Origin of the sequence: Streptomyces sp. WAC06614, from assembly GCF_003949795.1 — a bacterium.
Classification (GTDB): Bacteria; Actinomycetota; Actinomycetes; order Streptomycetales; family Streptomycetaceae; genus Streptomyces.
The window spans coordinates 1-15,482 of the sequence record NZ_RPRY01000172.1 but is presented as its reverse complement, the minus strand read 5'-3'; the positions used below and the strand labels follow the sequence as shown (position 1 = coordinate 15,482).

At 70.1% G+C, this 15,482-nt stretch carries 10 protein-coding genes; 7 read left to right on the top strand and 3 right to left on the bottom strand.

Annotated elements, in window-relative coordinates; genetic code table 11:
* Nucleotides 1-154: 154 nt before the first annotated feature.
* From EF918_RS22055 to EF918_RS22035, 5 genes are all read left to right on the top strand, one after another.
* Complete coding sequence (locus EF918_RS22055; RefSeq protein ID WP_125649418.1) at nucleotides 155-1,153, top strand: LacI family DNA-binding transcriptional regulator; 999 nt, start codon at nucleotides 155-157, stop codon at nucleotides 1,151-1,153.
* Between the two features lie 255 nt (nucleotides 1,154-1,408).
* Complete coding sequence (gene acnA, locus EF918_RS22050; RefSeq protein ID WP_125649415.1) at nucleotides 1,409-4,126, top strand: aconitate hydratase AcnA; 2,718 nt, start codon at nucleotides 1,409-1,411, stop codon at nucleotides 4,124-4,126.
* A gap of 312 nt (nucleotides 4,127-4,438) precedes the next feature.
* Entirely contained in the window at nucleotides 4,439-5,887 is a 1,449-nt protein-coding gene (ngcE, locus tag EF918_RS22045) for an N-acetylglucosamine/diacetylchitobiose ABC transporter substrate-binding protein (protein WP_125649411.1), read from the top strand.
* Between the two features lie 27 nt (nucleotides 5,888-5,914).
* Nucleotides 5,915-6,859, top strand: coding sequence for a carbohydrate ABC transporter permease (locus EF918_RS22040; RefSeq protein WP_125649408.1), 945 nt, complete (start codon nucleotides 5,915-5,917; stop codon nucleotides 6,857-6,859).
* A 13-nt stretch (nucleotides 6,860-6,872) separates the two neighbouring features.
* Nucleotides 6,873-7,799, top strand: a complete 927-nt coding sequence (locus EF918_RS22035; RefSeq protein WP_125649404.1) for a carbohydrate ABC transporter permease — start codon at nucleotides 6,873-6,875, stop codon at nucleotides 7,797-7,799.
* A 33-nt stretch (nucleotides 7,800-7,832) separates the two neighbouring features.
* On the opposite strand, the gene EF918_RS22030 is transcribed toward EF918_RS22035, so the two are convergent.
* The 3 genes from EF918_RS22030 to mgtA form a co-directional block, all read right to left on the bottom strand.
* The gene (locus EF918_RS22030; protein WP_125649401.1) at nucleotides 7,833-8,711 is read right to left on the bottom strand and encodes a hypothetical protein; all 879 of its coding nucleotides are present in this window, start codon (nucleotides 8,709-8,711) and stop codon (nucleotides 7,833-7,835) included.
* Between the two features lie 98 nt (nucleotides 8,712-8,809).
* A complete protein-coding gene (locus EF918_RS22025; protein WP_185921855.1) occupies nucleotides 8,810-9,529 on the bottom strand; it encodes an MgtC/SapB family protein in 720 nt (239 codons plus the stop codon).
* Between the two features lie 31 nt (nucleotides 9,530-9,560).
* The gene (mgtA, locus tag EF918_RS22020; RefSeq protein WP_125649398.1) at nucleotides 9,561-12,305 is read right to left on the bottom strand and encodes a magnesium-translocating P-type ATPase; all 2,745 of its coding nucleotides are present in this window, start codon (nucleotides 12,303-12,305) and stop codon (nucleotides 9,561-9,563) included.
* 679 nt (nucleotides 12,306-12,984) lie between these two features.
* On the opposite strand from mgtA, the gene EF918_RS22015 reads away from it, so the two are divergent.
* Nucleotides 12,985-14,199, top strand: coding sequence for an ROK family transcriptional regulator (locus tag EF918_RS22015; protein ID WP_125649395.1), 1,215 nt, complete (start codon nucleotides 12,985-12,987; stop codon nucleotides 14,197-14,199).
* 117 nt (nucleotides 14,200-14,316) lie between these two features.
* On the top strand, nucleotides 14,317-15,482 hold a 1,166-nt coding region (locus EF918_RS22010), incomplete at its 3' end, for a substrate-binding domain-containing protein (protein WP_148141252.1).

Genomic DNA, 15,482 nt, shown 5'->3' with positions numbered 1-15,482 from the left:
AGGCAGCGGGGGAGGAGGGAGAGGCGGAGGAGGGAGAGGCGGAGGAAGAAGCCGAGGAAGACGTCATGACCACTCCAAATCGTTGGCTGTGGCCAGGAACGTTCGGTGATTAACCCCGTAACCAGAACCCACCCCCGCCCACGGAATCCGTACGATGGCCCGCGTGCCGCCCGGACCGACCCTCGCCGACATCGCCCGCGCAGCGGAGGTGTCCACCGCCACGGTCTCGCACGCCCTCAACGGCACCGGCCGGCTCGCGGAGAGCACCCGGCGCCGGGTCCGCGAGACCGCCACCCGGCTGGGCTACGGCTCCCCGCGCGCGCCGCGCACCCGGACCCTGGGCCTGGCGGTCACCACGTTCGCCGGCTCCGCCTGGAACTTCGTCGCCGTCAGCTACTTCTCGCGCTGGCTGACCGCCGCCACCGCCGCGGCCCACGCCCACGGCTACGCCCTGATCGCCCTGCCGGCCGAACGCGGCGCCCAGGCCCTGTGGCACGACCTCGCGGTCGACGGGATGCTGCTGCTCGACAGCCCGCGCAAGGATCCGGTGCTGCGTGCCCTGCGCGCCCGGGACATCCCCGTGGTCTTCGACGGCCGCCCGGCCGACCCGCGCCCCGGCGACGTCTGGGTCGACGACGACCACACCGTGACCACCCGCGAGGTGCTGGACCACCTCGCGGCGGCCGGGGCCCGGCGGATCGCCCTGCACGGCGGCTTCGGCGACGAGCACTACACGTACGCGGTCACCGAGGCCTACCACCGCTGGTGCGCGGACCGCGGGCAGCCGCCCCTGGTGCTCCCCTTCGACCCCGACGACGGACCCGGCCACGCCTTCGACGGGGCCTTCGCGACGGGCGCGGCCGACGCCGTCCACTGCCTCTACGACCCCGGCGCCCACCAGGCCCTGGCGGCGGCCGCCCGCCACGGCCTGACCGTCCCCGGCGACCTCCTGCTGGTCTGCACGAGCGAGGACCCGTCCTACGCCACCACCGACCCCCCGGTGACCACGGTGACGCTGCATCCGGAGGTCATCGCCGAGACCGCGGTCCGCGCCCTGATCGCCCGCGTCGCAGGAGGGGCCCCCGCCCCACCCGGCCGCCTCACGACCCCGGCGACCCTGCTGGTGCGGGCCTCGTCCACCCCCGCCGGCTGACCGCCCTGCTGCTCCGGGGCATGCGGATCCAGGGCATGCGGACGCCTCCGTCGCGAGAGATCACACCGGCTGCGCATGACCTCCGGGCGGCAATGCACTAGAGTTATCTCGACATCGAGATATCTGCCGAAGGCGAACCGCAGCCGCCCCCGCTGATAAGGGTTACCTAACTTAGCCCTACCTTAGCGGATTGGCCCAGGGGCGTGGCGGCAAGATGCGGTAGAACGCGCGAAATCATGCATGAAGGAGACTGTCGTGTCGGCGAACAGCTTCGACGCCCGCAGCGCCCTGCAGGTGGGCGACGAGTCGTACGAGATCTTCCGGCTGGACAAGGTCGAGGGCTCTGAGCGCCTCCCGTACAGCCTGAAGGTGCTGCTGGAGAACCTGCTCCGCACCGAGGACGGCGCGAACATCACCGCCGACCACATCCGGGCCCTCGGCAACTGGGACTCGCAGGCCCAGCCGAGCCAGGAGATCCAGTTCACGCCGGCGCGCGTGATCATGCAGGACTTCACCGGCGTGCCCTGTGTCGTGGACCTCGCCACCATGCGTGAGGCCGTGAAGGAGCTCGGCGGCGACCCGTCCAAGATCAACCCGCTGGCCCCGGCCGAGCTGGTCATCGACCACTCCGTCATCGCCGACAAGTTCGGCACCAAGGACGCCTTCACCCAGAACGTGGAGCTGGAGTACGGCCGCAACAAGGAGCGCTACCAGTTCCTGCGCTGGGGCCAGACCGCCTTCGACGAGTTCAAGGTCGTCCCGCCCGGCACCGGCATCGTCCACCAGGTCAACATCGAGCACCTGGCCCGCACGGTCATGGTCCGGGGTGGCCAGGCCTACCCCGACACCCTCGTCGGCACCGACTCGCACACCACCATGGTCAACGGCCTCGGCGTCCTCGGCTGGGGCGTCGGCGGCATCGAGGCCGAGGCCGCCATGCTCGGCCAGCCGGTCTCCATGCTGATCCCGCGCGTCGTCGGCTTCAAGCTGACCGGCGAGCTGCCCACCGGCACCACCGCCACCGACCTGGTGCTCACCATCACCGAGATGCTGCGCAAGCACGGCGTCGTGGGCAAGTTCGTCGAGTTCTACGGTGAGGGCGTCGCCGCCACCTCCCTCGCGAACCGCGCCACCATCGGCAACATGTCGCCGGAGTTCGGCTCCACCGCCGCCATCTTCCCGATCGACGGCGAGACCCTGAAGTACCTCAAGCTCACCGGCCGCTCCGAGCAGCAGGTCGCGCTGGTCGAGGCGTACGCCAAGGAGCAGGGCCTCTGGCTGGACCCGAAGGCCGAGCCCGACTTCTCCGAGAAGCTGGAGCTGGACCTCTCCACGGTCGTCCCCTCCATCGCCGGCCCGAAGCGCCCGCAGGACCGCATCGTCCTGGCGAACGCCGCGCAGCAGTTCGCCCAGGACGTGCGCAACTACGTCGACGACGTGGACGAGGCGGGCAAGGAGTCCTTCCCGGCCTCCGACGCCCCGGCGAACCACCCGAACGGCGCCCCCTCGAAGCCGACCCAGGTCACCCTGGCCGACGGCACCTCCTTCGAGATCGACCACGGCGCCGTCACGGTCGCCGCGATCACCTCCTGCACCAACACCTCGAACCCCTACGTCATGGTCGCCGCGGCGCTCGTGGCCAAGAAGGCGGTCGAGAAGGGTCTCGCCCGCAAGCCGTGGGTCAAGACCACCCTGGCCCCGGGCTCGAAGGTCGTCACCGACTACTTCGACAAGGCCGGCCTGACCCCGTACCTCGACAAGATGGGCTTCAACCTCGTCGGGTACGGCTGCACCACCTGCATCGGCAACTCCGGTCCGCTGGACGAGGAGATCTCGAAGGCGATCAACGAGCACGACCTCGCGGTCACCTCGGTGCTCTCCGGCAACCGCAACTTCGAGGGCCGGATCAACCCCGACGTCAAGATGAACTACCTGGCCTCCCCGCCGCTGGTCGTCGCGTACGCCATCGCGGGCTCCATGAAGGTGGACATCACCAAGGACGCCATCGGCACCGACACCGAGGGCAACCCGGTCTTCCTCAAGGACATCTGGCCCTCCGAGGCCGAGGTCAACGACGTCGTCGCCAACGCCATCGGCGAGGACATGTTCTCCAAGTCCTACCAGGACGTCTTCGCGGGCGACGCCCAGTGGCAGGCGCTGCCGATCCCGACCGGCAACACCTTCGAGTGGGACCCGCAGTCCACGTACGTCCGCAAGCCCCCGTACTTCGAGGGCATGACCATGGAGACCACCCCGGTCTCCGACATCGCCGGTGCCCGCGTGCTGGCGAAGCTGGGCGACTCGGTCACCACCGACCACATCTCCCCGGCCGGTGCCATCAAGGCCGACACCCCGGCCGGCAAGTACCTCACGGAGCACGGCGTCGAGCGCCGCGACTTCAACAGCTACGGCTCCCGCCGCGGCAACCACGAGGTCATGATCCGCGGTACGTTCGCCAACATCCGCCTGCGCAACCAGATCGCGCCGGGCACCGAGGGCGGCTTTACCCGCGACTTCACCGTCGAGGGCGGCCCGGTCTCCTTCATCTACGACGCCTCCCAGAACTACCAGGCCGCCGGCATCCCGCTGGTCATCCTGGCGGGCAAGGAGTACGGCTCCGGCTCGTCCCGCGACTGGGCGGCCAAGGGCACCGCGCTGCTCGGCGTCAAGGCCGTCATCGCCGAGTCCTACGAGCGCATCCACCGCTCGAACCTGATCGGCATGGGCGTCCTGCCGCTGCAGTTCCCGGAGGGCGCCTCGGCCGCCTCCCTGGGCCTGACCGGCGAGGAGACCTTCTCCATCACCGGTGTGGAGGAGCTGAACGAGGGCACCACCCCCCGCACCGTGAAGGTCACCACCGACTCCGGCGTGGAGTTCGACGCGGTCGTCCGCATCGACACCCCCGGTGAGGCGGACTACTACCGCAACGGCGGCATCATGCAGTACGTGCTGCGCAACCTCATCCGCGGCTAGCACGCGGCACGGCGCGCCCGGACGGGAGCCGGGGCGCGCCCGGCGTGGCGCGAATCATCGGGCGCGGCGCCGACTGTCGGCACCATAGGGCCGTACCCCCGCGAGGGGGTGCGGCCCTTCCGCCTTCTCGGCGGGCGGGTCAGATGACGGAGAGGTCTCAACTCGGAAAAGCCGACGGTCATCCTTGTGCACGATCTTGCTCAGCCGAGCGGGAGTGGACTATACCTGTGCCCACTCCGGGCCCGGCTGCCGTCCGCGACTGCCGTGATTTCCGGCCTCCTTCACACTGATGACGAAGGCGAGGACTTGAGCATGGGATCCACCTCCGCCCACGGCGAGGGCACCACCGGAGCCGGTCTCGGCCGCCGGGACCTGATCAAGCGCTCGGCGGCACTCGGCCTGATCGCCGTCCCGTCGGCGGGTTTCCTCACCGCCTGTGCCTCCGGCGGCAGCGACACCACCAAGGGGCCGGACAAGGCCCCGGTCACCAAGGAGAACCCGTTCGGCGTCGCCAAGGGCGGCAAGCTGGACGTGGTCGTCTTCAAGGGCGGGTTCGGCGACGACTACGCCAAGGCCTGGGAGGCGGCCTTCGACAAGAAGTGGGGCACCCAGAGTTCCCACCTCGGCACCCAGGAGATCACCGGCAAGCTCCAGACGCGCTTCAACGGCGGCAACCCGCCGGACGTCGTCGACGACTCCGGCGCCCAGAAGATCAAGCTGGACGTGCTCTTCAAGAGCAACCAGCTCGCCGACCTCACCCCGGTCCTCGACGCCCCCTCGCTCGACGACCCGAGCAAGAAGGTCCGTGACACGCTGATCGCGGGCACCGTCGAACAGGGCATGCAGGGCGGCAAGTTCGTCTCGCTCAACTACGTCTACACCGTCTTCGGCTTCTGGTACTCGGGCAAGCTCTTCAAGGAGAAGGGCTGGGCGCCGCCGAAGACCTGGGACGAGTTCCTCGCGGTGTGCACCAAGGCCAAGGAGGCCGGCATCGGCGGCCTGGCCCACCAGGGCAAGTACCCGTACTACATCAACGTCGTCATCATGGACCTGATCGCCAAGAAGGGCGGTCTGGAGGCCATGAAGGCCATCGACAACCTGGAGAAGAACGCCTTCGAGGGCAACGCGGCCGCGCTCGCCGCCGTCGAGGCGGTCTACGAGGTCGTCGAGAAGGGCCTGCTGATGCCCGGCACCAACGGCCTGACGCACACCGAGTCCCAGACCGCCTGGAACCAGTACAAGGCCGCGTTCGTCCCCTCGGGCTCCTGGCTGGAGAACGAGCAGCTCAAGCAGACCCCGGACGACTTCGACATGCAGTTCCTGCCGGTGCCGCTGCTGCCCGACAGCAAGCTGCCCTTCGAAGCCATCCGGGCCGGCGCCGGCGAGCCGTTCATCGTGCCCGAGCAGGCGGCGAACAAACCGGGCGGCCTGGAGTTCATCCGTTCGATGCTGTCCCGCGAATGGTCGACGATCTTCGCCCAGCAGGCCAATTCCCTCACCGTGGTCAAGGACGGTGTGGACCCGAGCGTCAAGCTGCGACCGGGCACCCAGTCGGCGGTGGCCGCGCTCAAGGCGGCCGGCGACAACACCTTCAACTACCTGTACCCCGATTGGTACAGCGAAATGGACACCGCCCTCCAGGACGCGTCCAATGAGTTGATGGCCAAGCGGATTCAGCCGAAGGAGTGGATCAAGCGGGCCCAGGCTGCGGTGGACAAGGCGGCGCAGGACCCCAACGCGAAGAACAACCGCCGTAGCTGACGCACCCAGGGACCAGGGACGGACACCATGAGTCACGTTGCCCAGGGCAAGGGACGGAACGGCTTCATCGCCGGCTTCCTCCTCGTGCCGCTCGCGCTCTACCTGACCTTCGTCATCTGGCCGTACGTGCAGACGTTCGGCTACTCCTTCACCAACTGGACGGGTCAGTCGCCGACCTTCGACTTCGTCGGCCTCGACAACTACGCGCTCCTGGTGAAGGACGGGGTCTTCCGCGGAGCCCTGTGGCACAACCTGCTGCTCCTGGTGTTCGTCCCGGTCGTCACCATCCTGCTCGCCCTCTTCTTCGCCTTCATGGTGAACGCCGGCGGCCGCGGCGGGGCCGGCGGGGTGCAGGGCGTGCGGGGCTCGGGCTTCTACAAGATCGTCTACTTCTTCCCGCAGGTGCTCTCCCTCGCCATCCTCGCCGTCCTCTTCGGCGCCGTCTACCGCAGCGACCAGGGCGGTCTGCTGAACGGGGTCCTGGTCAGGCTGGGCCTGGTCGACGCGGCCGAGCCCGTCGAATGGCTGAACGAGCCGAACCTCGTCCTGTGGTGCCTGCTGCTGGTCGTGGTCTGGCACGGGGTCGGCTTCTACCTGGTGCTGTTCTCGGCGGCCATGCAGTCCATCCCCCGGGACATCTACGAGGCCGCGCTGCTCGACGGCGCCGGGCGGGCCCAGACCTTCTTCCGGGTCACCCTGCCCCTGCTGTGGGACTCCGTCCAGACCGCGGCGGTCTACCTGGGCATCGCCGCGATGGACATGTTCGTCCTGGTCTCCACGATGACGTCCGGCCAGTTCGGCGGCGGCCCCGACCACCACAGCGAGGTCATGGCCACGGTCCTGATGAGGAACTTCCTCTACTTCGGCAAGAGTGGCTACGCCTGCGCCATGGGCGTGGTCATGCTCGTCCTCACCATGATCCTTTCCCTCGTCACGCTGCGCGCCACCCGCCGCGAGCGCATCGAGTTCTGAGCCGGAGACCACCATGACCACAGTCATCAAGGCACCGGGCGAGGCCGCCGCCGAGCGGCCGGGCGGCGGCACCGGGGACGAGCGGCGGCGGCCGGGCCGCTCCGAGGGCGTCGCCCTCAACGTCTTCTCGCACGGCTTCCTGGCCGTCTGGGCGGTACTGATCGTGCTGCCGCTGCTCTGGCTGGCCCTCGGCTCCTTCAAGACCGATGCCGAGATCGGCGGATCGGCGCTGAGCTGGCCCTCGAACTGGCACCTCGACGCCTTCGGCCGGGCCTGGGACAAGGGCATCGGCGACTACTTCGCCAACACCCTGATCGTGATGGCGTTCTCGGTCCCGCTGACCATGCTGTTCGGCTCCATGGCGGCGTACGTGCTCGCCCGCTACCCCTTCCGGGGCAACCGCTTCGTCTACTACTTCTTCATCAGCGGGGCCATGTTCCCGGTGTTCCTGGCGCTGGTGCCGCTGTTCTTCATGGTCAAGCGGTTCGACATGCTGAACACCTACCAGGGCCTGATCCTGGTGTACGTCGCGTACTCGATGCCGTTCACCGTCTTCTTCATGCACGCGTTCTTCCGCACGCTGCCGACGGCGGTCCACGAGGCGGCGGTGATCGACGGCGCCTCGCACACCCGGATCTTCTTCCAGGTGATGGTGCCCATGGCCAAACCCGGCCTGATCAGCGTGGCCATCTTCAACACCCTGGGCCAGTGGAACCAGTACATCCTCCCCACGGTGCTGATGCAGCCGCAGACCGGCTCGGACCCCGAGCGCTACCTGCTCACCCAGGGCCTGATCCAGCTCCAGCAGCAGCAGGGCTACGCCACCGACCTGCCGGTGCTCTTCGCGGGTGTCACGATCGCGATGATCCCCATGCTGGTGGTCTACCTGTCCTTCCAGCGGCAGATCCAGGCGGGGCTGACCTCGGCCACGCTGAAGTAGCGCCCCGGGCGGCTCAGGCGGGTGCCGTCGGGTTCACGGGCCGTCGGACACCTTCCGCAGCTCGTAGCGCCCGCCGGTGTCCGGGCCCCCGACGTCCTGGCCGAGCCGGAGGGCCCCCTTGGTCCCGCCCACCGCCCACGCCGCCGGCCAGGAGCAGCCCGGGACGCTCACCTCGACCCGCTGGTCCCGGCCGTCGCCCGCGGGCACGTACGACCAGGTGCCGACGCCCGAGCACTGCGGTGCGGGGTCGCCGGGGCGGTCCCCGGGCGCGTGCACCGCGACACCGAAGGCCGTGACCCGGCCGTCCCCGGTGAAGGTCAGCGAGTTGCCCGTGGGGTCGATCCAGCGGCCGGGCACGTCCGCCCGGTCGATCCGCGGCGGCTCGTACGCGGGCAGCACCCCGGTGGCGAACCCGAACGCGCCGAGGAGAGCCGTGCCGGCCACCACCCCCGTGCCCCACGCCGCCACCTGCCGCGTCAGCCCCTCCCGGCGGGGCCAGGCGATCAGGGCGCCCAGCGACAGCGAGGCGGTGGCCACCGCCCCGAAGGCCAGGGCGGAGCCCACCGGCACGTGGTTGTGCCGGGCGAAGAGGGTGAGGGGCACGGCCACCAGGGCCGCCACCAGCGGCACCACCCACGCCCAGGCTGCGCGGCCGCCGGTCAGGCGGCCCAGCAGCTCGGCGAGGGCGACCGCCGGCAGGACGAAGAGCAGCGCCAGGACGCACGCGACCACCAGGACCATGGCCCCGAAGGGGAGCAGGGCGGCCGCCACGGACCCCCAGTCGACCGGGGTCCGCGGTGGCGGCCGGGTCCGGGAGTGGAGGACGACCACCACGGCGGTGAGCGCGACCTCCAGGCACCCCACCACGACCGCGACCGCCCAAGTCCGGGCGTAGGACCGTCTCTGCTGCACGGCAGACCCCCCTCGTGGCACGCCGGGATGAACGCGTCCGCCCAGCCGGCGGAGGCGTCGTGGCCCATAGTGCCAGCTGGGCTGAACGTGTTCAATTATCAGGCCGGTACGGCCGACCAGCTCACCGCCGACACCGACGGGTCGAGCGAGAGGTTGCTCACGGCTTCCTCCAGCATCCGGTCGTCGCGTCGGCCCTCGGCCGTCAGCAGCGCCGAGACCGTGACCTTGCCCGCCTCCGGGGCGTCCACGCTGCGGATCTCGCGCAGCGTGTAGCCGGGCCGGCCCAGGGCGTCGACCAGGCGGTGGCGGATGTGAGCCTCCTCGTCCTCCCGGCACACCGCCTCGAAGTGGTAGTCGGTGGACACCTCGGCCCCGCCACCGGGCTCCCGGTCCAGCCGCCGGCCCAGCGGGCGCAGGACCAGGTTGGCCCCGACCACGCCCGCCGTGCCGAAGGCGGCCAGCAGGAACATCCCCGCCCCGGCCAGGCAGCCCACGGCCGCCGAGCACCACAGCGTGGCGGCCGTGTTCAGCCCCCGGACGCTCAGCCCGTCCCGCATGATCACGCCCGCGCCCAGGAAGCCGATCCCGGACACGATCTGCGCGGCCACCCGCGAGCCGTCGTACTGCACCTCGGCGACCGCGCCCAGGAACCCGTACTGGGAGAGCAGGACGAACAGCGCGGCCCCGCCCGCCACCAGCGCGTTGGTCCGCAGGCCCGCCATCCGGGCCCGCCACTGCCGCTCCAGGCCGATCAGCGACCCGAAGCCGAGCGCCGCGGTCAGGTGTCCGGCCATCTCCCACTGGCTGATCAGCTGCATCGTCCCGCCTCCTCCGGCGTACGGTCCCGGCCTAGAGCCAGGTGTGGAACTTCTTGATGTAGTACGTCTTCACCACCTGGGTGAGCGCGCAGTAGGCGAGCAGCACCCCGACCAGCCACGGGAAGTAGCCCAGCGGCAGGGCGGTGAAGCCCAGTGCCCCGGCCAGCGGAGAGAAGGGCAGGAACAGCCCGGTCAGCACCGCCAGGACCGTCATCACCATCACCGGCCAGGAGGCCCGGGACTGGACGAACGGGATCTTCCGGGTGCGGATCATGTGGACGATCAGGGTCTGCGACAGCAGGCCCTCGACGAACCAGCCGGTCTGGAACAGCGAGGCCTCGCCCACCGTGTTCGCGGCGAACACGTTCCACATGATCACGAACATGGCGATGTCGAAGATCGAGCTGATCGGCCCGATCGTCAGCATGAACCGGCCGATGCCCTTGGCGTCCCAGTTCCGCGGCCTGCGCAGGTACTCCTCGTCCATCCGGTCCCAGGGGGTGGCCAGCTGGGCGATGTCGTAGACCAGGTTCTGCACCAGCAGCATGATCGCGAGCATCGGCTGGAACGGCAGGAACGCGCTGGCCACCAGCACCGAGAAGACGTTGCCGAAGTTCGACGACGCGGTCATCTTGATGTACTTGATGGTGTTGCCGAAGGTGGTCCGGCCCTGGAGCACGCCCTGCTCCAGCACCGTCAGGTCCTTCTCCAGCAGGATGATGTCCGCCGACTCCTTGGCGATGTCCACGGCCGTGTCCACCGAGATGCCGACGTCGGCGTCCCGCAGCGCGGCCGCGTCGTTGATGCCGTCCCCGAGGAAGCCGACGGCGTGTCCCTCGGCCTGCAGCGCGCGGACGATCCGGGCCTTCTGCACCGGGTCGACCTTGGCGAAGACCGTCGTACGGGCGGCCAGCTCGCGCAGCTGCGCGTCGTCCAGGGCGTCGATCTCGGCGCCCGGCACCACGTGCCCGACGTGCAGGCCGACGTCGGCGCAGACCCGCGCCGCCACCAGCTCGTTGTCGCCGGTGACCACCTTCACCGCGACCCCGTGGTCGGCCAGGGCCCGCAGGGCCTCGGCCGCGTCCGCCTTCGGCGGGTCGAGGAAGGCGAGGAAGCCGACCAGGGTGAGCTGCTCCTCGTCCGCCACGCCGTAGCTCTCGCGCGGGGTGTCCAGGGTCCGGGTGGCCACGGCCAGGACCCGCAGGCCCTCGCGGTTGCGGGCCTGGGCCGTCAAGGTGGCGTGGGTCCGCCGGGACCCGGTCAGCTCCACCGTCCGGCCGCGGTCGACCACGTGGGTGCACAGGTCCAGGACCTCCTCGACCGCACCCTTGGTGATCATGACGTGCTCCGCCCGGCCGGAGCGGTCCACCAGGGCGTTGCGGGCCAGCACCACCGACATCCGGCGCCGGGCGAAGTCGAAGGGGATCTCGTCGACCAACGTGAAGCGCGCGTCGACGACAACCTCCTCGGCCTCGTCCACGCGGTCGATGACCGCCTGGTCCATGAGGTTGCGCAGGCCCGTCTGGAAGTGCGCGTTCAGGTAGCCGTACTCCAGGACCTCGTCGTCGTCCTCGCCGTGGACGTCGAGGTAGCGGTCCAGCACGATCCGGTCCTCGGTGAGGGTGCCCGTCTTGTCCGTGCACAGCACGTCCATGGCGCCCAGGTTCTGGATCGCGTTCAGCCGCTTGACGACCACCTTGCGCCGGGACATGGCGACCGCGCCGCGGGCCAGGTTGGCGGAGACCACCATCGGCAGCATCTCGGGCGTCAGGCCCACGGCCACCGCGACACCGAACAGGAACGCCTCGTTCCAGTCGCCCTTGGTCAGACCGTTGACGAGGAAGACCACCGGGACCATCACCAGCATGAAGCGGATCAGCAGGAAGCTGACCCGGCGCACGCCGTGGTCGAAGTTGGTCTGCGGGCGCTCGCCGACGAGCGAGCCGGCCATCGAGCCGAAGTACGTGTCGGAGCCGGTGGCCACCACCACACCGGTGGCGGTGCCCGAGGTGACCGACGTACCGGTCAGCACCAGGTTGCCGGCCTCCACCGGGTCGCGGGTCTCCCGCTGCCCGAGGTCCTCGCCGAGACCGCCCTGCGCCGAGCGCGCGGGAAGGTCGGCCTTGGCCACCGGCAACGACTCGCCGGTCAGGGCGGCCTGGGCGACCATCAGGTCCTTGGCGGTGAGCAGCCGCAGGTCGGCGGGGATCAGGTCGCCGGCGGCGAGCCTGACCACGTCGCCGGGGACCACCTGGTCCATCGGGACCTCGAACGTGGTGGGGGAGGCTCCGCCGCCGGCCCGGCGCTGCACCGCGCAGGTGGTGGTGACGAGCTTCTTCAGCGCCTCGGCGGCCCGCCCCGAGCGGTACTCCTGCCAGAACCGCAGCAGACCGCTGACGCCGACCATCACGGAGAGGATGACGACACCGGGGTCGGCCGGGTCCTGCCAGTACATGATCGCGGCCAGCAGGACCAGCACCAGGACGAACGGGTTCCAGAAGGCCTTGGCGAGCTGGACGAACCAGCGGGGGGTGCGCTCCTGGGCGACGACGTTGGCCCCGTGCCGCTCCAGCCGCAGCGCGGCCTCGGCGTGCGTGAGGCCGTGCCGGGACGCGTCCACGCCCTGGAGGACCTGGACGGCGGGCTCGGCGCTGAGCCCTGCGAGCCGGTCGGCCACGGCCCGGGTGCGGGCCTGGAGCTCGGCCGCCTTGCGCTCGCGGCGGCCGGGGCCCGGCGGTGCGAGCGGGGTCGGGGTGCGCGGGGTGAGCATGGTCATGGCGATACCTACCTCTCTCCGCGGGACACGGCCCGGCGCGGACCGGCACGGCGGCACGGCGACGCCACGCAGGACGGCGCGACGGCACGGCGGCGCGACGAACTGCGGAGCGACGGCACGACGCCATGACGGCAGGCGAGGGCGACGTCACACGGAGTGGTGACGGACCGGCGGGCGGCGGCCGCGGCACGGCACGCGGACCCGCAGGTCGGCATGGATGATCCCGGCCCTGGGCGTCGGGGCGCGACGACGCGGTGCGTCAGGCGTCCGCGTCGGGCGTCGCCCCACGCGTGGCGTCAGGCGTCCGCGTCAGGGCACGGGTGGGAAAAGGTGAAAAAATGGATGCGTCGGCGTGTCAGCCGGCGAGCGCGCGGCAAGGACTTCGATCGGGACTCATACCCGAACACCTCCTCGCCTCGCACGGTCATGGCACAGCGCCCGGTCCGGCCTCGTAAGGCCGCAGAGGACCGGCGCCGGGTCGACCGTAGCACGGTACGACAGGTAGTTCTCTCCTACTTTCGGGGGAGAGTGGCCGATTCGTGCCCTGTCTGCCTCTTGACGGGCGGATGGCCAAAGGCTCGACTTAGGGTTCACAAGTTGGAGACGCCGGGGTCTCGCACGCGATTCCGGCCGGGGGGCGACGGTACGGCCGTCGCTTATGGGCAGGAGTGGATGAGTCGTGGAGACTCCGGGTTCGCAGTCCTCGCTGCACCGCGCGAATCTCGAACGGGTCGTGCGGGCGGTGCGCCTCGCCGGTTCGCTGACCCAGGCGGAGATCGCCCGAACCACCGGACTGTCGGCGGCCACGGTCTCCAACATCGTCCGGGAGCTCAAGGACGGCGGGACGGTGGAGGTCACCCCGACCTCGGCGGGGGGCCGCCGGGCCCGCAGCGTCTCGCTCAGCGGGGACGCCGGCATCGTCATAGGCGTCGACTTCGGCCACACCCACCTGCGGGTGGCCGTGGGCAACCTCGCGCACCAGGTGCTGGCCGAGGAGGCCGAGCCGCTGGACGTGGACGCCTCCTGGGTGGACGGCTTCAACCGAGCCGAGGCCCTGGTGGAGGAGCTGATCGCGGAGACCGGGATCGGCCGGGAGAAGGTCATCGGCGTCGGGCTGGGCGTGCCCGGCCCGATCGACGTGGAGTCCGGCACCCTCGGCTCCACCTCGATCCTGCCGGGCTGGGCCGGCATCAACCCGCGCCAGGAGCTCTCGCAGCGCCTCGGCGTCCCCGTCCACGTCGACAACGACGCCAACCTCGGCGCACTCGGCGAACTGGTCTGGGGCAGCGGCCGGGGCGTGAAGGACCTCGCCTACATCAAGGTCGCCAGCGGCGTCGGCGCGGGCCTGGTCATCCGCGGGCAGATCTACCGCGGACCGGGCGGCACGGCCGGCGAGATCGGGCACATCACCCTGGACGAGTCGGGGCCGGTCTGCCGCTGCGGCAACCGCGGCTGCCTGGAGACCTTCGCCGCCGCCCGGTACGTGCTGCCGCTCCTGCAGAGCACGCACGGACCGGAACTGACGATGGAACGGGTGGTCGAGCTGGCCCGCTCGGGTGACCCCGGCTGCCGCCGCGTGGTGGCGGACGTGGGCCGCTACGTGGGCAGTGGCGTGGCCAGTCTGTGCAACCTCCTCAACCCCAGCCGCATCGTCCTCGGCGGCTCGCTGGCCGAGGCCGGTGAACTCGTGCTGGCCCCCATCCGTGAATCCGTGGGGAGGTATGCGATCCCCAGTGCCGCGCGGCAGTTGTCGGTGGTGACGGGGGCGTTGGGCAGCCGGGCCGAGGTGCTGGGCGCGCTGGCCCTCGTGCTGAGCGAGATGGGCGATTCGACGCTTTTGGTCGACCGGGGCGCGGGGGAACGCGGCCCCGCAGCCTTGTCTTCAGTTAGATAACGGATGGCACCGTTGTCATCTCGTTAAGGATTCACTCCTTGACGACAAGTTGCGGCCGAGGTTGACTCACGTCCACCTCGGCCGCAGCGTTGCGGCCTCGTCAGGGAGGTTCACCCAATGAACACGCGTATGCGGAGAGCCGCCGTCGCCGTCGCCGCCACCGCCATGGCCGCCTCGCTCGCCGCCTGCGGCAGCGCCAAGGAGGCCGGTGGGACGAAGTCCACCGAGTCCGGTGCGGCCAAGGGCGACGCGATCACGGTCGGTCTGCTCCTGCCGGAGAACCAGACCGCGCGCTACGAGAAGTTCGACAAGCCGCTGATCGAGAAGAAGATCGCCGAACTCACCGGCGGCAAGGGCAAGGTCGTCTACGCCAACGCCAAGCAGGACGCGACCACGCAGAACGCGCAGGTCGACACGATGATCACCAACAAGGTGGACGTCCTGATCGTGGACGCGGTGGACTCCAAGGCCATCGCCGGCTCGGTGAAGAAGGCCAAGGACGCCGGCATCCCGGTCGTCGCCTACGACCGCCTCGCCGAGGGCCCGATCGACGCCTACACCTCCTTCGACAACGAAGAGGTCGGCCGCGTCCAGGGCAAGGCCCTGCTCGACGCCCTGGGCGACAAGGCCAAGGACGGCGACATCGTGATGATGAACGGTTCCGTCACCGACCCGAACGCCGCCCTGTTCAAGAAGGGCGCCCACTCCGTCCTCGACGGCAAGGTGAACATCGGCAAGGAGTACGACACCAAGGAGTGGAAGCCGGAGAACGCCAACACCAACATGGCGGCCGCGATCTCCGCGCTCGGCAAGGACAAGATCATCGGCGTCTACTCCGCCAACGACGGCATGGCAGGCGGCATCATCACCGCCCTCAAGGGGGCCGGCCTGTCCACCCTGCCGCCGGTCACCGGCCAGGACGCCGAGCTCGCCGGTGTGCAGCGGATCGTGGCGGGCGAGCAGTTCATGAGCGTCTACAAGCCGTACGCCCCCGAGGCCGAGGCCGCCGCCAAGATGGCCGTCGCGCTGGCCAAGGGCGAGAAGCTGGACGCCGTCACCACCTCCAAGGTCGACAGCCCCACCGCCAAGGGCGTTCCCTCGCTCCTGGTCCCGGTCGTCTCGCTCACGAAGAACAACATCAAGGACACTGTCATCAAGGACGGTGTCTACACCGTCCTTGATGACAGTGTCCTTGATGTTGTTCTTCGTGAGCGAGACGACCGGGACCAGGAGCGAGGGAACGCCCTTGGCGGTGGGGCTGTCGACCTTGGAGGTGGTGACGG

Excerpts from the sequence above, each read along its gene's own strand:
- EF918_RS22055 (WP_125649418.1), top strand. The coding sequence starts at position 155 with ATGGCCCGCGTGCCGCCCGGACCGACCCTCGCCGACATCGCCCGCGCA.
- ngcE (WP_125649411.1), top strand. The coding sequence starts at position 4,439 with ATGGGATCCACCTCCGCCCACGGCGAGGGCACCACCGGAGCCGGTCTC.
- EF918_RS22040 (WP_125649408.1), top strand. The coding sequence starts at position 5,915 with ATGAGTCACGTTGCCCAGGGCAAGGGACGGAACGGCTTCATCGCCGGC.
- EF918_RS22035 (WP_125649404.1), top strand. The coding sequence starts at position 6,873 with ATGACCACAGTCATCAAGGCACCGGGCGAGGCCGCCGCCGAGCGGCCG.
- EF918_RS22025 (WP_185921855.1), bottom strand. The coding sequence starts at position 9,529 with ATGCAGCTGATCAGCCAGTGGGAGATGGCCGGACACCTGACCGCGGCG.
- mgtA (WP_125649398.1), bottom strand. The coding sequence starts at position 12,305 with ATGACCATGCTCACCCCGCGCACCCCGACCCCGCTCGCACCGCCGGGC.